The following is a 17,608-nucleotide window of genomic DNA, read 5'->3' on the forward strand; positions in this document are numbered from 1 at the left end:
TGCCGTGAGCGGCGGGCCGGGCGGGCGGAGGGTGGCGAAAGCGCCGGTCAGCGGGTATGCACGGGGTCATGGATTCCTTGCCCCTCCCCCTCGACGGCATCACGGTGGTGGCCGTCGAGCAGGCGGTCGCCGCCCCCTTCGCCACCCGGCAGCTCGCCGACCTCGGAGCCCGGGTCATCAAGGTGGAGCGCCCGGACGGCGGTGACTTCGCGCGCGGCTACGACACGGCGGCGCGCGGCCTCGCCTCGCACTTCGTCTGGTGCAACCGCGGCAAGGAGTCCCTCGCCGTCGATCTCAAGGACCCGCGCGGCCTCGCGGTGGTCCGTGAACTCGTCGCCGGAGCCGATGTGTTCGTCCAGAATCTGGCGCAGGGGGCGGCGGCCCGGCTCGGGCTCGACGCCGCCTCGCTCTGCGCCGCGCACCCGCGGCTCGTGGCCGTCGACATCTCCGGGTACGGGGCGGAGGGACCGTACGCCCACAAGCGGGCCTACGACATGCTCGTGCAGTGCGAGGCCGGGCTCGTCTCGGTGACGGGGACGGCGGAGCAGCCGGTGAAGGCAGGCATTCCGGCGGCCGACATCGCGGCGGCCATGTACGCGTTCTCCGGGGTGCTCGCGGCGCTGCTGCGGCGGGCGACCACCGGCCGGGGCGGCCCGGTGGAGGTCTCCATGCTGGACGCGCTCGCCGAGTGGATGGGCCACCCGCTGCACCAGGGGATGCACGGGGCCACGCCCCCACCGCGCACCGGTCTCGCGCACTCGGTGATCGCCCCGTACGACGCCTTCGCCACGGCCGACGGCGAGCAGGTGCTGCTCTCCGTGCAGAACGACCGGGAGTGGCGGCGGCTGGCGGAGCAGGTGCTGGGGCGGCCCGAGCTGGCCGATGACCCGGACTTCGCGACGAACGCCGCACGGACCGCGAACCGGGAGCGGACCGACGAAGCGGTGGGCCGGGCGCTGGCGCACCTGACGGGCGAGGAGGCGCTGACCGGCCTGGAGGCGGCGGGTATCGCGTGCGCCCGGCTGAACACGGTGGCCGACGTGGCGGCGCATCCGCAGCTCGCGGCACGGAACCGGTGGCGGGAAGTGGGTTCACCGGTGGGGCCGTTGCGGGCGCTGCTGCCGCCGATCACCCTGCCGGGCGGTGCGGATCCACGGATGGGTGCCGTACCGGCGCTGGGCGAGCACACCGATGCGCTGCTGCGAGCCCTGGGGATGACGGACGAGCAGACATCGGTGCTGCGCCGGGACGGAGTGATCGCCTGACCTGGTCCGTCCCGAGCGGTGGGACGGCTCACGGCGGGCGAGCCGGGCCGTGGGTCAGCGGCGGCTGCCGAAGAGCGAGCGCCGCAGTCGCCGCAGCGGCGCGAAGAGCGACACGCGGGCGCTCCTGCTCCGGCGGGTGTGCGCGGCGTCGCGCGAGGTCAGCTCACGCATGAGCAACGTCGCTTCGGCCGCTTCGCGCTGCGGGACGACGGGGCCGCCGAGCACCGCGAGATGGCGGTCGAGGCGCGTACTGGTCGCACCGCTCCCGCATGTGATGGCAGGCACACGCGGCCTGCTTCGCACCGTTATCTGTTCCATGTCACTCCCCACCCGTACGAGGGCACCCGGTCCGGGCAGGTTAACCCTATCGTCCCGGGGTGACACCCGTGTATCCCGGCCACACGATTGCGCACACATATACGGAGGTTGACGGGCCGTTACCGAATCCGCGCGATTCCAGGGCGACTTGGGGCAGTTCGACAGGTTTGCCCCTGAGGTCGCCCGCCGTTCACCCAGAAGCGGGAGACCTCGACCGCCGAGGACTCCCGCGACTTTCGCGGCTCCAGCAACTTCCGTGACTTCCGCACGAGGCTGCCGGCAGAGGAACGCGCCGGTCAGAGAGCGGACTTGAAGACCGGGAGGTACCCTCCCGACTGTCCGGCGGCGGTGGGGTGGTAGGACTCGCCGATATTGAGCCAGTTCACGCTGTGCAGCCAGGAGTTGCCGGAGCAGATCTCGTGCCCGGTGAAGGTCGTCCTGACGTCCCCGAAGGTGAAGCCGTGGTCCGCCGCCCGCTTGGCGGTGGCCGTGTTGAGGTGGTCGGACGCCCCGTTGATGGCGGTGCGCTCCTTCTCGCTGAGGCCGGCGATGCAGCTGCCGCCGAGCTGGTAGAAGCGGGGGTAGCCGAGGACGACGACCCGCGCGGAGGGGGCCTTGGAACGAATGGCCGAGTACACGGAGTCGAGCCTGCCCGGGAGGGTGGAGTCGACGTAGGCGCGGGCGGTGGCGATCCGGTTGAGACAGGTGGCCTCGGACTGGAGGACACAGGTCGTCATGACGTCGGCGAAGCCCGCGTCATTGCCGCCGATCGAGATCGAGACGAGGTCGGTCGAGGCGTTCAGCTTGCCGAGCTGACTGCCCGTGACGTCGTTGGTCCTGGCACCGGAGCAGGCGGCGAAGTCGAAGGACGAGGGGGAGTTGGCGGCGGCCCAGAGCGCGGGGTAGGCGCGGCTGCTGCGCTTGCAGCTGGAGCCGTCGTAGCTGCCGGCTCCGACGCCGGAGGAGTAGGAATCGCCGAGGGCGACATAGTCGACGGCCGCGGCGGACGAGTCGGCGTTCGCGACCCCCGCACCGGTCAGGGCGAGGGCGGCGCCGAGCAGGAGAGAGGACGAGAACGCCACGAGTCTGGACATTTTCATGGAACCTCCTTGAGCAGGGGATATCTGCCTACTCCGTAGTAGCAGCACCCTCGCCCGACCGGAAGTGTCCATGCCAAAAATAGGGGTGGAGTGCTTCCGTCCGCCCCCGGCGGTTCAACGGGCGCTCATCGGCACTCTGCTGTCGCTCCGTCGGCTGCCGCTGCTCACGCGCCCGGCACACGCCGGGAAACCGGGTGCGCGGGGTGCCCCTGTGCCGGATCATGAGCGCCATGCCCGACTCCCCCGAATCCGCTCTGCCGATCCGGCTCACCCTCGACGACAGCGATTCCCCGTCCGACGTCGTCGACGCGCTCTTCCTCGGCCGCTTCGCGACGGGCGAGCAGCCCTACTCCCACAGCTCCTCCCTCGACCGGATCAAGGCCGGGGCGACGCTGCTGCCGCCGGACGCCCGGGTGTTGCGGACCACCCGCGACGACAACCGCGGCTCGACGCTGGCGGAGGGCGAGGGGTGGACCCTGCTGGCCTCCCGGTGGAACCGGGGCGCGGACGTCACCGTGACCGCGACCAGCGCGGAGCTGGCGGAGAAGGTCCTCGGCCAGGCCACGGACGGGGCGCGGGACGAGCCGGAACCCCAGCCCGACAACGTGACCATGGGCTTCTGGTACGTCTCGCCGACCCGCGGCCCGCACCGCACCACCCGCCGGATCACCGCCGGGACCTGGGACGAGGTCCGCCCCAACTACACCGCACCGGTGGCCGACGCCGTGGGCCGGCTGATGAAGGTGACGCCGGACGACATCGCGGGCCGGCTGCTCCTGCTGCACGGACCGCCCGGCACCGGCAAGACGTCCGCGCTGCGCACCCTGGCCCGCTCCTGGCGCGACTGGTGCCAGGTCGACTGCGTGCTGGACCCCGAGCGGCTCTTCAGCGACGTCGGCTACCTGATGGACATCGCGATCGGCGAGGACGACGGCACGGAGAAGGGCCGGTGGCGGCTGCTCCTCCTGGAGGACTGCGACGAGCTGATCCGCGGCGAGGCCAAGCACACGGCGGGCCAGGCCCTGTCCCGGCTGCTGAACCTGACGGACGGTCTGCTGGGCCAGGGCCGCAACGTGCTGGTGGGGGTCACCACCAACGAGGACCTGGAACGGCTGCACCCGGCCGTCGTCCGGCCCGGCCGCTGTCTGGCCAGGATCGAGGTCGGCCCGCTGACCCGTCAGGAGTCGGTGGCCTGGCTGGGCACGGACGAGGGGGTGGGCCGGGAGGGCAACTCCCTGGCCGAGCTGTACGCGCTGCGCCGGGGCATCGGCCCCGCGTCGGTGCCGCAGCAGGACACGGGGGCGGACGCGGGGCTGTACCTCTGAGGCCGCGCCCTTCGGGGTACGGCCGCGGGTCAGTCCCCGTACGCCGCCCGCACCGCGTCCTTGGCCAGCGACAGGGCCTGCTGCCGGGTGAGGCCGAGCCGCTCGGCGGTCTCCGCGTACTGCTGCGCGGCGGTCGCGGCCCGCTGTTCGGCCGCTCCCCCGGCGGCCGCGACGAAGGTTCCGTGCCGCCCCCGGGTCTCGATCACCCCGTCCGCCTCCAGAGCCCGGTAGGCCTTGGCAACGGTGTTGGCGGCGAGGCCCAGCTCCTCGGCGAAGCCGCGTACGGTCGGGAGCCGGTGGCCGACGGGCAGCGCGCCGGAACGGGCCAGTTCGGAGAGCTGCGTGCGCAGTTGCTCGTACGGGGCAATGCCGGAGTCCGGGTCGAGGACGATCTTCTCAGTCACGGGGCGATTGTCCCCCACCGGCGGAAAAAGGGGAGGCGTTCGGGGTGCGGCTGCGCATACGGTCCACCGCATGACTGTGATCGTGCGTGATTTCCGCCCGTCCGACGCGGAGGCGTGGACCCGGGCCCGCCGGGCCTCGGTGCCGTGGATGGTGGCCACCCCCGAGCAGATCGTCCACGACCTGACGCACGCCCATCCGGACAAGCACTACCGGCTGCTGGTCGCCGAGGAGGACGGCGAGATCATCGCCACGGCCCAGGCGGGCATCGCCCACGAGAGCCCCGAGCCGGGGCAGGGCTTCTTCACCCCGCAGACGCTCCCCGGCCGCACCAACCGGGGCGCGGGCTCGCTGCTGCTGCGCACGGCCGAGGAACATCTGGCCGGGGTCGGGGCCACCGTGCTGTACGCATGGGTGCTGGACAACCCGGAAAGCCTGGAGTTCGCCCGTAAGCGGGGTTACGAGCCCAAGCGCTCGGCCCACTTCCAGCGGCTGGACCTCGCGGGCGGCACCCTGCCGCCGCGTCAGGAGCTGCCGCCGGGTGTCGAGCTGCGGACCGGGGCGGACTTCGCCGACGATCCCCGGGCGCTGTTCGAGGCGGACTCCGAGGTGACGGCGGACGAACCGGGCGACATCACCTCGGAGCTGGACGACTACGAGGACTGGCTGACGAACGTCTGGCGGCACCCGGCCTTCGACCAGGGGCTCACGTCGGTGGCGCTGGTGGGCGGGAAGGTGGCGGCGTTCAGCGCGGCCACCACCGACGGCGAACGGACGTATCTGAGCGCCATGACCGGCACCCTGCGGGAGTTCCGGGGACGGGGCCTGGCGAAGCTGGCGAAGAACGACTCGCTGCACCGGGCGCGGGCGGCCGGCTACACGGACGCCTACACCTCCAACGACACCGGCAACGGCCCGATGCTGGCCGTCAACCAGTGGTTCGGCTACCAGGTCTGCGCGACGGAGGTCCGCCATGTCCGTACCCTCTGAACCCCGCGCGGGCGGCCCGGAGGAGCTGGTCGTCGCCCTGACCAAGGCGGGCCGCACCAAGATCCGCTACCCGGCCGAGCTGGCCCGGGACGACGGCGTCCGCGTCACCGTCCGCGCGCCGTGGGCCGCGCCCGGGGTGCGGGACTTCGGCTTCGTCCGGTTCGAGCCGGGCGACGTGTTCACCGAGCACTACTGGCGGGACCGGTGGTTCGCGGTGAAGGAGGTCCGCACGGGCGACGGCGGGCTCAAGGGCTGGTACTGCGACATCACCCGTCCCGCCGTGCTCGCGGACGGGGTGCTGACGGTCGAGGACCTGGACCTGGATCTGTGGGTCTCGGCCGACGGCTCGACGGTCCTGAGGCTGGACGAGGACGAGTTCGAGGCGAGCGGCCTGGCGGAGCGCGACCCGGCGGCGGCCGGCGCGGCGGCCTCGGCCCTGGACGAGCTGGAACGCCTGGCGAGGTTCGAGGGCCTGGCTCCTCTCCTGACCTGACCGGCCCGGCAGGCGTCGGGGCAAGGGCTCGTGCGAACCGCCGGGCGGCTCAGGGTGGCCCTGAAGCTGGCGACCCCTTGGGGCCTCAGCCCTGCGGCCGCGCGGCGGGCACGTCACGGCGGGCCAGCCGGGAAAGCATCCTGGCGTACACCGTGGTCGCCGCCGCGATGACGGCCGCCAGGGTTGCCAGCGCGAGGATGCCCACCAGCGCGGGCCACTGCCGCAGTTCGCTGCGGCAGAGGACGTCTTCGGAGGGCGGGCCGACCAACGGGCCCCGGCACATCGGGCCGCCGCTTCCGAACTCGGGGCCGTAGTCGGAGAGCATCAGGAACGCGAACCACGCCCAGGCCGCCAGAGCCAGGAGCATCCACGCGATCGACCAGGCTTCCATCCGTCGGGCGTCCCGCCGGGCCTGATCCGGTGCGGCATCTGTTGGGGCGGGCACCGGCGGTGCGGATTCGTCGGCTGGCATTTCTCCCCCTGACCTCGGTAGACGCACGCCAGTCCATCACGGGCTGCGCACCGGAAGGACGGCGGCCCCGCCGGCACCACGGCACCATCGCCGAACAAGCCCGACACCGTCAGGCACCGGGGCCGGGCTGGAGGAACCGCGTGGCGGCTCACGGGCGCGGTCGCGACGCGGCGACCAGCTCCACCTCGTACCCCGCCGGGTCCTCCAGATAGGCGGCGTGGTGGCCGTCGCCGCCCGCGTGCGGATGGCGGTCGGGGAACAGCAGGCGCCAGCCGTACGCCGGGGCCTCGGCCGTCAGGGCGTCCAGGGCGGCCCGGTCCGCGACGTGGAACGCCAGGTGGTTGAGCCCGGGGCGGCGGCGGTCGTGATCACCCGCGACCAGGTCCGGGGACTGCTCCAGGACGATGTAGGCGTCGCCGCGCCGCCAGCTGCGGCCGTGGGCCCAGTGCTGGTACGGGACATGGCCGAGGCGGCCCAGGAGCCAGCCCCAACTGCGCTCCGCCGCCGCCAGGTCCGCGACCCACAGCTCGATGTGGTGGACCCGGCCGGTGGTCTCCCCGGCGGCGGGCAGCGGGAGGCCCCGCCCGGCACCGCCCGGGACGTACGCGATCGGCTCCCCGTCCCGATGCCAGTGGATCATGAAGTGCTCGCCCGAGCGGTAACCGTCCAGGCCCGCACGGCAGTACGCCACCATGTCGTCCGGCAGCGCGGCCAGCGGGAACCAGTCCAGCTCGGAGCACTTGTCCGGCTCCGCGTTGCGCGGCGGGCGCTCAGGGTCGTACTCGGCGACGAAGAACCAGCCCATGCGCGCCCCGCCGCCGGGGCCCCGGTGCTGCATCACCAGGGCCACCCGCAGTTCGTCGGGGTCCAGATCGAGGCCGGTCTCCTCGGCGGCCTCCCTGATCATCGCCTCGCGGACGTCCTCGCCGTCCTCCGCGTGGCCGGAGGGCAGATGGAGCAGGCCGTCCGCATAGCCCGTGTTGGAGCGGCGGGCCAGCAGGACGTCCGGGCCCCGGCGCAGGATCAGATGGACGTCGACGACCTCGGTGTGCCGGTGGGGCGGCATCGCGCGGGCGATGAGCGCATAGCGCTCGTCGTCGACCTTCTTGCCCCAGAGCCGGCTGTCGGACGTCAGGTCCTCGTGGTGGATGCGCTCGGTGTGCGCGGAGAGCAGGGCGGTGAGCGCGTTGGCGGACAGGCCCGTGCCGTTCCACACCCCTTCGACCAGGACGAGCCGGCCGCCCGGCTTCAGCAGGCCGAACCAGTGCTCCAGAGCCGCTGCGGGGTCGGGCAGCAGCCAGACGACATGCCGGGCCACGACCACGTCGAACGCCCGCTCCCCGACCGGGGGCCGGGCGGCGTCCCCGACGAGGACCTCCGCACCGGTCCCGGCGAGCTTGGTCCGGGCCAGCTCGGCCATGCGGGGCGAGCGGTCGACGGCGGTGACGCGGTGGCCCTGGCCCGCGGCGAGCAGGGAGAGGCTGCCGGTGCCGCACCCCAGGTCCAGCACGTCACCGCGGGTGACGGGCAGCCAGCTCTCCAGCCGCCCGGCCCAGGCGTCGCGCACCGCGGGGTCGAGAAGCCCGTGATCGGGCTCCTCGTCGAAGGAGCCGGCCGCCGCGTCCCAGTCGATCGTGGTCATGGCTCCGATGCTCTCAGCCGCCACTGACAGTGCGGGACTTCTCTGCCCTTTTCCGGCCACCGCGCAGCCGTACGATCAGCCGCCCGATCAGCGGCCACGCCACGATCAGCACCACGATCGCGTAGACCGTGACGGAGAACGGGGTGTTGACCAGGCCGGTCACGCTGCCGTCGCTGATCTGGAGGGCGCGGCGCAACTGCTGTTCGGCGGCCGGGCCGAGGATCACGCCGATGACGGCGGGCAGCACCGGCAGCCCGTACCGCCGCATCCCGAACCCGATCAGCCCGATGACCAGGAGGATCACCAGGTCGAGGGACTCGCCGCCGACCGCGTACGCGCCGACGGCGGCGAAGAAGAGGATGCCGGCGTACAGATAGGGACGCGGGATGCGCAGGAGCTTCGCCCAGACGGGCGCGAGCGGCAGGTTGAGCGCGAGCAGCAGCACCATGCCGACGAAGAGCGAGGCGATGAGCCCCCAGACCAGCTCCGGTTCACGCTCGAAGAGAAGCGGGCCGGGCTGGATTCCGTACTGCTGGAAGGCGGCCAGCATCACGGCGGCGACGGCGGTGGTGGGCAGTCCGAGGGTGAGCATCGAGACGAGGGTCCCGGCGGCGGAGGCGGAGGCCGCGGCCTCGGGTCCGGCGACGCCTTCGATGGCGCCCTTGCCGAACTGGTCGCGGTGCTTGGAGAGCCGCTTCTCGGTGACGTAACTGAGGAAGGTGGGTATCTCCGCGCCGCCCGCCGGGATCGCCCCGAACGGGAAGCCGATGACGGGCCCGCGCAACCAGGGTTTCCAGGTGCGCTTCAGATCGGCCCGGCCGAGCCAGGGCCGGCCGACGGGGATCGGCTTTCCGGTGGAGCGGCGCAGGTGGGCGGCGACCCAGAGGGCCTCGCCGATGGCGAAGAGCCCGACCGCGACGATCACCACGTCGACGCCGTCGGCGAGTTGGAGCGAGCCGAAGGTCAGGCGCTGCTGGCCGGTCATCTGGTCGAGGCCGACCAGACCGATGGTGAGGCCGATGAGGAGCGAGGCGATGCCGCGGATGCGGGAGGCGCCGAGGACGGAGGTGACGGCGATGAAGGCCAGCACCATGATGGCGAAGTAGTCGGGTGCGCCGATGCCGATGGCGAGCGACGCGACGGTCGGGGCGAGGACGACCAGCAGGATCGTGCCGATCATGCCGCCCGCGAAGTGACCGATCGCGGCGGCGGCGAGCGCCTGGGCGCCGCGTCCGCCCTTGGCCATCGGGTTGCCCTCGATCGCGGCGACCACGGCGGCGCTCTCACCGGGGGTGTTGAGGAGGATCGAGGTGGTGGAGCCGCCGAACATCGCCCCGTAGTAGATGCCCGCGAACATGATGAACGCGCCGGTCGGGTCGAGTCCGTACGTCACCGGGAGCAGCAGCGCCACGGCCATCGCGGGGCCGATGCCGGGAAGCACACCGATCGCCGTGCCGAGCAGGACGCCTGTCGCGGCCCACAGCAGGTTCATCGGAGTGAGCGCGGTACCGAAGCCGTCGATGAGGGAGTTGAGGGAATCCATCGGTCAGAGCACCCCCATCAGCGGGCCGCCCGGAAGGGGGACACCGAGCAGGTTGTCGAAGACGAAGTAGGTGAAGAGGGAGAGCCCGGCGGCGATGAGCGGATCGCGGTCGTGGTGGCGGCTGCCCAGCGCGTAGGCGGCCCCCCAGAAGAGGAGCGCCCCGGCGATCGGGAAGCCGAGCGGGCCGATCAGGACGGCGGTGGCGAGGAAGACTCCGGTGAGCAGGAGGACGGTGCGCCAGTCGGCGGGTTCGTCGAGGTCGACGTCCTCGCCGCTCTCGGCCTCGCCGCGTCCGCCGCGCAGGACGTCGACGGCGAGCAGGGCCCCGACCAGCAGGAGCCCGGCGCCGACGACGAAGGGGACGGTGCGGGGGCCGATGGGGCCGCGCTGGGCGATGTCGACGTCCATGGTGAGGGCGTCGGTGAGCACGAGCACGCCGAGCGCGAACAGCAGGACGCAGACGCCGAGTTCGGAGCGTTCGCGCAGCCAGGCGCGGGCACCGCCGCCGGCTGTGGCGGATTCGGCGGTCCCGGCCGGTCCGGCGGTCCCGGCCGGTCCGGCGGGTCCGGTGGACCCGGCGGGTTCTGTCGATTCGGTGGTCACAGTCCCAGCTCCTTGAGGACGGTGGCGACGCGCCGGTCCTGCTCGTCGAGGAAGGCGCCGAAGGGTTCACCGGCGAGGAAGGCGTCGTCCCAGCCGTTCTTCTTCATCGACTCCTTCCACTCCTTCGAGGCGTGGAGCTCGCGGATGAGGCCGGTGAGCTTGTCGCGTTCGGCGTCCGAGAGGCCGGGCGGGGCGACGATGCCGCGCCAGTTGGTGAACTCGGTGTCGAGTCCGGCTTCGCGCAGGGTGGGGGCGTCGAAGCCCGGCACCCGCTCGGGTCCGGTCACCGCGAGCAGCCGCAGCTCGCCCGCCTCGATCTGGTCGCGGTACTCGCCGAGGCCGGAGACCCCGAAGCCGACCTTGTCGCCGAGGATGGAGGCGAGGAGCTCGCCGCCGCCGTCGAACGGCACGTAGTTGACCGTCTTCGGGGCGATTCCGGCGGCCTGCGCCATGAGCATCGGGGCGAGGTGGTCCGGGCCGCCGGGCGAGGAACCTCCGCCGACCGGGACGCGGGCCGGGTCCCTCTTCCAGGCGGCGAGGAGGTCGGCGATGGTGCGGTGGGGCGAGTTCTCGGCCACCACCACGATGCCGGGCTCCTCGGTGAGCCGGGCGATCGGGGTGGTGTCGGCGAGGGTGCTCGGAGACTTGTTGGTGTGGACGGCCCCGACGACGCCGAGGCCCATGGAGAGGGCGAGCTTGCCGTTGCCGTGTTCACCGACGAGCCGGGTCAGGCCGACCGTTCCGCCGGCGCCCGGCAGGTTGAACACCTCGATGTTGTGGGTGAGTCCGGCGTCCTCGGCGTTCTTGGCCATGGTGCGGGCGGTGATGTCGTAACCGCCGCCGGGGGTGTTGGGGACCATGAAGCGGAGCCCGGGAATCTGAGTGCCGGTGTCGGAGCCGCCATCGGTGGAGAGCAGGGGTGGCCCCACCACCACGAGCAATGCGGCCCCGAACAGGGCGAGGAGAGTGCGCAGTCGCACAGGTTCCGCCTTTCGCTGTGAAGTGGCCCACATGTTGCCTGCGCGTTAAGAAGCTGTCTCTCTTCCGGTATCAACGGACGTTGTGGTCATTGAGGTCGCGGCCTAGCGTGGCGGCGTGACAACGGTGCTGGTGGTGGACGACGACTTCATGGTCGCGAAACTGCACGGCCGCTATGTGTCCGCGATGGACGGTTTTACGGTGGTGGGGGTGGCGCACAACGGCGCCGATGCCCTGCGGGCCGCCGAGCGGCTGCACCCCGATCTGGTGCTGCTCGACATCTACCTGCCCGACATGGACGGGATCGACGTGCTGCGCGCCCTGCGCACGGCGGAGGAGCGGGACGCGTCGCGCCCCAGCACGGACGCCCTGTTCATCACGGCGGCCAAGGACGCGGGGGTGATCCGGGCGGCGCTGCGGGCCGGAGCCCTCCATTACCTGATCAAGCCATTCAACCGCTCCGCCCTCCAGGAGCAGTTGCGCCATGTCGCCGCCCTGCGCACCCGCCTGGACGAGCTGGGAGAGGCCCGCCAGGAGGACGTCGACCAGATCTTCGGCACCCGCCCGCCCGGCTCCCGCGAGCTGCCGAAGGGCCTGGCCGCCCCCACGGCCGACCTCGTGGAACGCACCCTGCGCAACCACCCGGGGCCTGTCGGCCTCGGAGTGCGCGGAGGCGGGATCGCTGTCCCGGGTGAGCGCGCGCCGCTACCTGGAGTGGTTCGCCGGAACGGGCCGCGCGGAGGTGACCTTGCGGTACGGCGGGACGGGGCGGCCGGAGCGGCGGTACCGGTGGAAGGGGTGAGGAGCCACGGGGCCCCGCCGCTGGCGCACCCGCCCGAGGCGCCCCGGCACGGAGCCCGGCCCGGTTCCTGAGCCCACGCCTAACCGCTCCTTAAACGCACCATAAGGATCGCCATCACCCCCTCCCAACAGGGGTTTTCGCCCTTCCGAGCGGCTAGCTTGCTGATCGCCACCCCCGACAGCAGTGCCGTATCGAAGGAGATCCATCCATGACCGCTCGTCGCAAGGCCGCCGGAGTCCTCGCTCTCGGACTCGCACCGCTCGCGCTGGCCGGGCTGACCGCCACGCCGGCCGTCGCGCACGGTTCGCTGACCGACCCGGTGAGCCGGGTGTCGGCGTGCTTCGCGGAGGGGCCGGAGAGTCCGAAGTCGGCGGCGTGCAAGGCGGCGGTCGCGGCGGGGGGTACGCAGGCGCTGTACGACTGGAACGGGGTGAACATCGCCAACGCGGCGGGCAAGCACCGTGATCTGATCCCGGACGGCAAGCTCTGCAGCGCGGCCAACGACACGTTCAAGGGCCTGGACCTGCCGCGCGCCGACTGGCCGGCCACCGCGTTGTCGGCGGGCAAGCACACCTTCCGGTTCCGGGCGACGGCCCCGCACAAGGGCTCGTTCGAGCTGTACATGACGAAGCCCGGCTATGACGCCACGAAGCCGCTGGCCTGGTCGGACCTGGAGGCGAAGCCCTTCGCCGAGGTCACCGACCCGGTGCTGGAGAACGGTTCGTACGTCTTCGACGGGACGATTCCCGAGCGCTCCGGGCGGCAGCTCGTCTACACGATCTGGCAGCGTTCCGACTCTCCCGAGGCGTTCTACGCCTGCTCCGACGTGACGTTCGGCGGGGGTTCGGCGGGCGGGGGTTCGGCGGAGAAGGAAGAGGGGAAGGGGGAGCAGGGTTCCGGCGGTGACGCCGGTGCCGGGGCTCCGGCGCCGGCTCCCTCCGCTCCGTCCGAGGAGGCCATCACCGAGGGCGCCGCGAAGTCCTCCGTCGAGCACAACGGCCACGGTGACGACGACGCGAACACCGGGGCGAAGGTGACCGCCGCCGCTCCGGCCTCTCCGGAGAAGGAGGCCGAGGGCAATGCCCCCGAGGTCAACGCCGCGAGCGAGGACGAGGTGCTGGCCGAGACCGGTGGCTCCAGCAGCAGTACCTACCTGGCGATCGGGGGCGCCGGGGTGCTCGCCGCCGGTGCGGCCGTGCTGTTCGCCTCGCAGCGCCGCCGGGCCGCCGCCGCGACGGGGCGCCACAGCCGCTGACCGCGGCGCCCCTCTCCGTACCCCTGCCGCGTCCCTCCGGGACGTCGGGCGCGGCAGGACATGACGGGCCGGGGTCCGCCGTCCGTACCCTCGGACGTCGGACCCCGGCCCGTTGTCGTGCGGTGGGTCAGCCGATGACCGAGGCGCAGGTGGTCGGAGTGGCGCGGGTCGGATCGAGGGCGTTGGCCACCTCGTGGAAGGCGATGCGGTCGATGGTCCCGATCGCGACGTGCTCGGAGAGGTCGAGCGGGCACAGGTCCTGGAGCAGCACGTTGCGTACGTTCGGCCCGTCCAGGTACTGCGTGCGGTACGGGGTCACGACCTGGTCGTACGTGGTCGCGATGACGGTGTAGCGGACACCGGGTACGGTGTCGCCGCCCGCCGTGAGCTTGGTGATGAAGGGCGATCCCGCGATCTGGTCGGCGAGCCCGGGGGTCTTGTCGCTGATGAACTTCTCCACGCCGGGGAAGAACGGCAGCAGTTTGGTGAGGCCGAGCAGCGTGGTGCCGTGGTTGTCCGGTGCGATGCCGACGAGGGCGTTGACCTTGGCAGCGCCGCCGAGGAACTTCAGGTAGTAGTTGGGCATCATGCCGCCCTGGGAGTGGCCGACGAGGTCGGCCTTCGGGGCTCCGGTGGCGTCGAGCACCTTGTCGACGAACACGTCGAGTTGTTCGGCGGACTTGTCGATGGGCCCGAGACCGTGGAAGAACGGCACGCCGGGGAGCTGGCCGTAGTCGAGGGAGAAGACGCAGTAGCCCCGGTTGACCAAGTAGGGGGCGAGGACCAGCCAGTTGTCGATCGAGTTCCCGAAGGTTCCGTGGACCAGGACGACGGGCCGGGGATGGGCGGCGGAGGGCTTGCAGGAGTAGTCGTTCCAGCCTCGCGAGGTGGCCGCTTCGGCGGCCGGGGCCGCGCTCGCGGTCGCCGTGGGGGCGACGAGAACGGTGAGGGCGAGAAGCAGGGCGGCGAGCAGGCTGCGCGTGCGGGGAACGCGCGCAGCACGGATCCAGGGCAGCATCGTGTGGTCTCCTTGCGGCTCAAGGGAGGTGCGATGGCGGTGCGCCCTGTGGCCCGGACCACAAGCTGTACGTGCTCATGCCAAATTACGCACGAGTAAGCGGACGAGGGAAGTTACGCGTCGGTAAAAACTGGCACGGCCCCGACCCGGATCACGTAGTGGGGATCCCCGGCCGCTTCCGACCCCGCCCGGGCCGCCGGATCGACGCACCCTCCCACCCCACCCCTATCTTGATGTTCTGCGGGCCGAACACCTAGGCATGACGGGTCCATGACGACATTCTGTTCCTGCTCCTCGCACCACCCGACGAGGAGCACCTCAGGAGCAACTCCATTCACCCCCACGGAGGTCGTCCATGCGTCGTCGCTTCACGGTTCCGCTCGCCGCTGTCGCCCTGTCACTCCCCCTCGCCCTGGGCACCGCCGGTTCCGCATCGGCCGCCCCCGCCGACAAGCCCCAGGTGCTCAGCTCCTGGACCCAGACGAGCGCCACCAGCTACAACGCCTGGAACGCGGCCCGCAACAACCAGGGCGCCTGGGCGGCGTACGGCTTCAACTGGTCGACGGACTACTGCAGCACCTCCCCGACAACCCCTTCGGCTTCCCCTTCCAGAACTCCTGCGCCCGCCACGACTTCGGGTACCGGAACTACAAGGCCGCAGGCACGTTCTCCGCCAACAAGGCCCGGATCGACTCCGCCTTCTACGAGGACCTCAAGCGCGTGTGCGCCCGCTACTCGGGCGCGACGAAGACCTCGTGCAACAGCACCGCCTGGACCTACTACCAGGCCGTGAAGATCTTCGGCGTCTCCCCGGCGGACGCGGGCACGCGCAATCTGCCGCAGGCCGCCTGAACCCGACCGCGTCAGGACATACGGGAAGGGGCCCCGGCGTAGTACCGGGGCCCCTTCCTCACTGCCGTCGTACGGTGGTGCGTCAGCCGATCTCGGCGCCGTAGGCGGCCAGCGCCTCCGGGACCGGCTGGAAGAAGGTCGTACCGCCCGAGGAGCAGTCGCCGCTGCCGCCCGAGGTCAGACCGAGCGCGGTGTCGCCCGCGAAGAGGGCGCCGCCGCTGTCGCCCGGCTCGGCGCAGACCGTCGTCTCGATGAGGCCGTTGACGATGTCGCCGTTGCCGTAGTTGACCGTGGCGTCGAGGCCGGTGACCTCGCCGTCGTGCACCTGGGTGGTGGAGCCGCTGCGGGTGACCGCCTGGCCGACCGTCGCGTCGCCCGCCCGGGTGATCGCCTGGGTGGAGCCGTCGTAGAGGTTCACCTCGCTCGGGTGCTCGATGTCCGAGGTGTACTTGACCAGGCCGTAGTCGTTCTCCGGGAAGCTGGAGCCCTCGTTCGCCCCGATCTCCGCGCCGCCCTGGGAGTCCGACCAGCTGGTGACCGACTCGGTGCAGTGGCCGGCGGTCAGGAAGTACGGCTCGCCGTCCTTGACCACGTTGAAGCCGAGCGAGCAGCGGGAGCCGGAGCCGAAGATCGCGTCGCCGCCCGCGATCAGCGGCTTGAACTCCCCCTTGGTCTTGGAGAGTTCGGCCTTGCCGCCGAGACCGTCGACCACGGCCGAGAGCTTCTCCCAAGCCGCGCCGTCGACCGTGCTGTCGGCGGTGACCTTCACCTTGTTGGTCACCGGGTCGACCGCCCAGGAGGTGCCCGGGATCGTCGCCCTGTCGGTGAGGGTCTGCCGGGCCGACTTCAGCTCGGCGAGGGAGTTCTCCACGATTCTGGCCTTGGCGCCCGCCTGGCGGACCTGCTCGGCGCCGGCCTCGTCGACGACGTTCACGACGAGGGCCTTCGCCGAGGCGTCGTAGTACGAGCCCGCCGCGTCCGCACCCAGATCACGGTCCAGGGTGTCGGCCAGCTTTCCGGCCGCGCCCGCGCTGAGGGTCTTGGCCGCGAACTGCGGCACATCGTCACTGGCGTTCGCAGACTGGAACGTGAATCCCGCTGCGACCAGGGCGACGACAGCCGAGCCGGCCAGCGTCGCGCGCTTCCTGGATATGCGTCGATGCTTCAACTTCGACCTCCTGTGGGGCCGCGCACGGAGCATGTGGGGTGCCCGTACACGGAGGATGGGGCGCCCACTATTCCGAGGCCGGGAAACGCGCACAAGGCCGACTTCCGGACGTGCACACGACACCGACGCTTCACCCTCGGGTCGTTCACTTACCCTCGGTCATGCCATGTCGGTTCCCTTCGCAAACACCCGGTGCAACCGTCGACGGCCCCAGGGTGAGGACTAGTCCTGTCCGATATTCGCCCCCTCGGTCCGGATGATGGTGCGGTCCGTCCGGATGGCGACGGAAATCCTCCGCCGACGGCCGCCCAGGACCTTCACAGTTCGTCGTCGACGAACGGTCCCCGTAACGCCCCTGATGGGTCATCATCGAAACGGCGGCAGGCACCGGGAGCGCATCGGGTCCGGGCCCGCCGGGCGACCGGGTGACCGAGCGGGGGAGGCACGGGTGCGCGATCGGGTGCGCGCGGCGGACGGGCGGCATCTGATGGTCGAGCGGATGGGCGATCCCCGGGGAAGACCGGTCTTCCTCCTGCACGGCACCCCGGGCAGCAGGCTCGGCCCCGCGCCCCGCGGCATGGTCCTCTACCAACGTCATACGCAGCTCATCGCCTACGACCGCCCGGGCTACGGGGGCAGCGACCGCCACGAGGGCCGACGGATCAGCGACGTCGTCGGGGACGTCCGCGCGATCGCCGACGCGCTGGGGCTGGAGCGCTTCGCCGTGGTGGGCCGCTCCGGCGGGGCCCCGCACGCCCTGGCCTGCGCGGCCCTGATGCCGGAACGGGTCACCCGGACCGCGGCCCTGGTCAGTCTCGCGCCCCGGGACGCGGCCGGTCTCGACTGGTTCGAGGGGATGAGCGCGTCCAACGTGCTGGCGTACTCCACGGCGGCCGACGACCCGGAGTCCCTGGCGCGGTCCTTCATCGACCGCTCGGCGCAGATCCGGCGGGATCCGGTCCGGCTGCTGGACGATCTGCGCCGGGAGCTGACCGACTCCGACCGGCTGGTGGTCAACGACGCGGGCATCCGGTCCATGCTGCTGCGCAACTTCAGCGAGGGGCTGCGTCATTCGGCGTACGGCTGGATCGACGACGCCATCGCGTTCTGCCGCCCCTGGGGGTTCGATCCGTCCCGGATCACCGGCGAGGTGCTTCTCTGGCACGGAGTGAAGGACGTCTTCTCCCCGGTCGGCCACTCCCGCTGGCTGGCCGGGCAGATCCCGGGCGCCACCACCGTACTGGAGCCGAAGGCGGCCCACTTCGACGCGTTCCCCATGCTCCCCCGCATCCTCGACTGGCTGCTGGACGAGCGGGAGCACTGCGGCGGGAACTGACGCCGGCCGCCGCGCGCCGGGAGGACGAGCCTCCCGGCGCGCGGTG

Annotated in this window: 16 protein-coding genes and 2 pseudogenes; 8 read left to right on the forward strand and 10 right to left on the reverse strand. The window is 71.8% G+C overall.

The features are described from left to right. Positions 1 to 68 precede the first annotated feature (68 nt). Positions 69 to 1,265 carry a CaiB/BaiF CoA transferase family protein gene (locus CCZ36_RS05390; RefSeq protein WP_069738892.1) on the forward strand — a complete coding sequence of 399 codons (1,197 nt, stop codon included), beginning with the start codon at positions 69 to 71 and terminating at the stop codon, positions 1,263 to 1,265. A 54-nt stretch (positions 1,266 to 1,319) separates the two neighbouring features. Here CCZ36_RS05390 and CCZ36_RS05395 read toward each other — a convergent pair whose 3' ends face one another. Together CCZ36_RS05395 and CCZ36_RS05400 are read right to left on the reverse strand one after the other, a co-directional pair. After that, positions 1,320 to 1,583 (reverse strand): hypothetical protein, encoded by a 264-nt coding sequence (locus CCZ36_RS05395; protein WP_006123458.1) that lies wholly within the window; start codon positions 1,581 to 1,583, stop codon positions 1,320 to 1,322. 296 nt (positions 1,584 to 1,879) lie between these two features. Then, positions 1,880 to 2,683 carry an SGNH/GDSL hydrolase family protein gene (locus CCZ36_RS05400; RefSeq protein ID WP_128817123.1) on the reverse strand — a complete coding sequence of 268 codons (804 nt, stop codon included), beginning with the start codon at positions 2,681 to 2,683 and terminating at the stop codon, positions 1,880 to 1,882. Positions 2,684 to 2,913: 230 nt separating this feature from the next. Between CCZ36_RS05400 and CCZ36_RS05405 the strand changes: the two genes are divergently transcribed. Further along, positions 2,914 to 4,008 (forward strand): DUF5925 domain-containing protein, encoded by a 1,095-nt coding sequence (locus CCZ36_RS05405; protein WP_069738893.1) that lies wholly within the window; start codon positions 2,914 to 2,916, stop codon positions 4,006 to 4,008. A 29-nt stretch (positions 4,009 to 4,037) separates the two neighbouring features. Here the strand turns inward: CCZ36_RS05405 and CCZ36_RS05410 are convergent, their stop codons facing one another. Further along, positions 4,038 to 4,412, reverse strand: coding sequence for a GntR family transcriptional regulator (locus CCZ36_RS05410; RefSeq protein WP_128817124.1), 375 nt, complete (start codon positions 4,410 to 4,412; stop codon positions 4,038 to 4,040). Positions 4,413 to 4,482: 70 nt separating this feature from the next. Between CCZ36_RS05410 and CCZ36_RS05415 the strand changes: the two genes are divergently transcribed. Beyond that, positions 4,483 to 5,400 carry a GNAT family N-acetyltransferase gene (locus CCZ36_RS05415; RefSeq protein ID WP_128817125.1) on the forward strand — a complete coding sequence of 306 codons (918 nt, stop codon included), beginning with the start codon at positions 4,483 to 4,485 and terminating at the stop codon, positions 5,398 to 5,400. Continuing rightward, entirely contained in the window at positions 5,384 to 5,893 is a 510-nt protein-coding gene (locus tag CCZ36_RS05420; protein ID WP_128817126.1) for a DUF402 domain-containing protein, read from the forward strand. Before CCZ36_RS05415 ends, CCZ36_RS05420 begins: the two co-directional genes overlap by 17 nt. Positions 5,894 to 5,978: 85 nt before the next feature. Here the strand turns inward: CCZ36_RS05420 and CCZ36_RS05425 are convergent, their stop codons facing one another. The 5 genes from CCZ36_RS05425 to CCZ36_RS05445 form a co-directional block, all read right to left on the reverse strand. After that, the gene (locus CCZ36_RS05425; RefSeq protein WP_069738871.1) at positions 5,979 to 6,284 is read right to left on the reverse strand and encodes a hypothetical protein; all 306 of its coding nucleotides are present in this window, start codon (positions 6,282 to 6,284) and stop codon (positions 5,979 to 5,981) included. 229 nt (positions 6,285 to 6,513) lie between these two features. Then, the gene (locus tag CCZ36_RS05430) at positions 6,514 to 8,007 is read right to left on the reverse strand and encodes a trifunctional class I SAM-dependent methyltransferase/NUDIX hydrolase/VOC family protein (protein WP_128817127.1); all 1,494 of its coding nucleotides are present in this window, start codon (positions 8,005 to 8,007) and stop codon (positions 6,514 to 6,516) included. 13 nt (positions 8,008 to 8,020) lie between these two features. Then, entirely contained in the window at positions 8,021 to 9,550 is a 1,530-nt protein-coding gene (locus CCZ36_RS05435) for a tripartite tricarboxylate transporter permease (RefSeq protein WP_069743927.1), read from the reverse strand. A 3-nt stretch (positions 9,551 to 9,553) separates the two neighbouring features. After that, entirely contained in the window at positions 9,554 to 10,153 is a 600-nt protein-coding gene (locus CCZ36_RS05440; protein WP_128817128.1) for a tripartite tricarboxylate transporter TctB family protein, read from the reverse strand. After that, positions 10,150 to 11,133 (reverse strand): Bug family tripartite tricarboxylate transporter substrate binding protein, encoded by a 984-nt coding sequence (locus CCZ36_RS05445; protein ID WP_128817129.1) that lies wholly within the window; start codon positions 11,131 to 11,133, stop codon positions 10,150 to 10,152. The genes CCZ36_RS05440 and CCZ36_RS05445 overlap by 4 nt, the downstream gene beginning before the upstream one ends. Before the next feature lie 115 nt (positions 11,134 to 11,248). Here CCZ36_RS05445 and CCZ36_RS05450 point away from each other — a divergent pair. Beyond that, positions 11,249 to 11,933 (forward strand): annotated as a pseudogene (locus tag CCZ36_RS05450) (response regulator). 208 nt (positions 11,934 to 12,141) lie between these two features. After that, positions 12,142 to 13,188, forward strand: coding sequence for a lytic polysaccharide monooxygenase auxiliary activity family 9 protein (locus tag CCZ36_RS05455; protein ID WP_128817130.1), 1,047 nt, complete (start codon positions 12,142 to 12,144; stop codon positions 13,186 to 13,188). 127 nt (positions 13,189 to 13,315) lie between these two features. On the opposite strand, the gene CCZ36_RS05460 is transcribed toward CCZ36_RS05455, so the two are convergent. After that, positions 13,316 to 14,206, reverse strand: coding sequence for an esterase/lipase family protein (locus tag CCZ36_RS05460; RefSeq protein ID WP_128817131.1), 891 nt, complete (start codon positions 14,204 to 14,206; stop codon positions 13,316 to 13,318). Positions 14,207 to 14,561: 355 nt separating this feature from the next. On the opposite strand from CCZ36_RS05460, the pseudogene CCZ36_RS05465 reads away from it, so the two are divergent. After that, a pseudogene (locus CCZ36_RS05465) lies at positions 14,562 to 15,058 on the forward strand (phospholipase). 82 nt (positions 15,059 to 15,140) lie between these two features. Here CCZ36_RS05465 and CCZ36_RS05470 read toward each other — a convergent pair. Next, a complete protein-coding gene (locus CCZ36_RS05470; RefSeq protein ID WP_128817132.1) occupies positions 15,141 to 16,226 on the reverse strand; it encodes an alpha-lytic protease prodomain-containing protein in 1,086 nt (361 codons plus the stop codon). Between the two features lie 448 nt (positions 16,227 to 16,674). On the opposite strand from CCZ36_RS05470, the gene CCZ36_RS05475 reads away from it, so the two are divergent. After that, positions 16,675 to 17,562: an alpha/beta fold hydrolase gene (locus tag CCZ36_RS05475; protein WP_069738880.1), complete on the forward strand. Its 888-nt coding sequence runs from the start codon at positions 16,675 to 16,677 to the stop codon at positions 17,560 to 17,562. The last annotated feature ends 46 nt before the right edge of the window (positions 17,563 to 17,608 follow it).

Origin of the sequence: Streptomyces sp. S063 (assembly GCF_002832675.1) — a bacterium.
Classification (GTDB): domain Bacteria; phylum Actinomycetota; class Actinomycetes; order Streptomycetales; family Streptomycetaceae; genus Streptomyces; species Streptomyces sindenensis.

What these genes read in the sequence shown, in the direction of transcription:
- CCZ36_RS05425 (WP_069738871.1), bottom strand. Translation starts at nt 6,284, where the DNA reads ATGGAAGCCTGGTCGATCGCGTGGATGCTCCTGGCTCTGGCGGCCTGG.
- CCZ36_RS05455 (WP_128817130.1), top strand. Translation starts at nt 12,142, where the DNA reads ATGACCGCTCGTCGCAAGGCCGCCGGAGTCCTCGCTCTCGGACTCGCA.
- CCZ36_RS05395 (WP_006123458.1), bottom strand. Translation starts at nt 1,583, where the DNA reads ATGGAACAGATAACGGTGCGAAGCAGGCCGCGTGTGCCTGCCATCACA.
- CCZ36_RS05420 (WP_128817126.1), top strand. Translation starts at nt 5,384, where the DNA reads ATGTCCGTACCCTCTGAACCCCGCGCGGGCGGCCCGGAGGAGCTGGTC.
- CCZ36_RS05460 (WP_128817131.1), bottom strand. Translation starts at nt 14,206, where the DNA reads ATGCTGCCCTGGATCCGTGCTGCGCGCGTTCCCCGCACGCGCAGCCTG.
- CCZ36_RS05405 (WP_069738893.1), top strand. Translation starts at nt 2,914, where the DNA reads ATGCCCGACTCCCCCGAATCCGCTCTGCCGATCCGGCTCACCCTCGAC.
- CCZ36_RS05390 (WP_069738892.1), top strand. Translation starts at nt 69, where the DNA reads ATGGATTCCTTGCCCCTCCCCCTCGACGGCATCACGGTGGTGGCCGTC.
- CCZ36_RS05415 (WP_128817125.1), top strand. Translation starts at nt 4,483, where the DNA reads ATGACTGTGATCGTGCGTGATTTCCGCCCGTCCGACGCGGAGGCGTGG.
- CCZ36_RS05430 (WP_128817127.1), bottom strand. Translation starts at nt 8,007, where the DNA reads ATGACCACGATCGACTGGGACGCGGCGGCCGGCTCCTTCGACGAGGAG.
- CCZ36_RS05400 (WP_128817123.1), bottom strand. Translation starts at nt 2,683, where the DNA reads ATGAAAATGTCCAGACTCGTGGCGTTCTCGTCCTCTCTCCTGCTCGGC.
- CCZ36_RS05435 (WP_069743927.1), bottom strand. Translation starts at nt 9,550, where the DNA reads ATGGATTCCCTCAACTCCCTCATCGACGGCTTCGGTACCGCGCTCACT.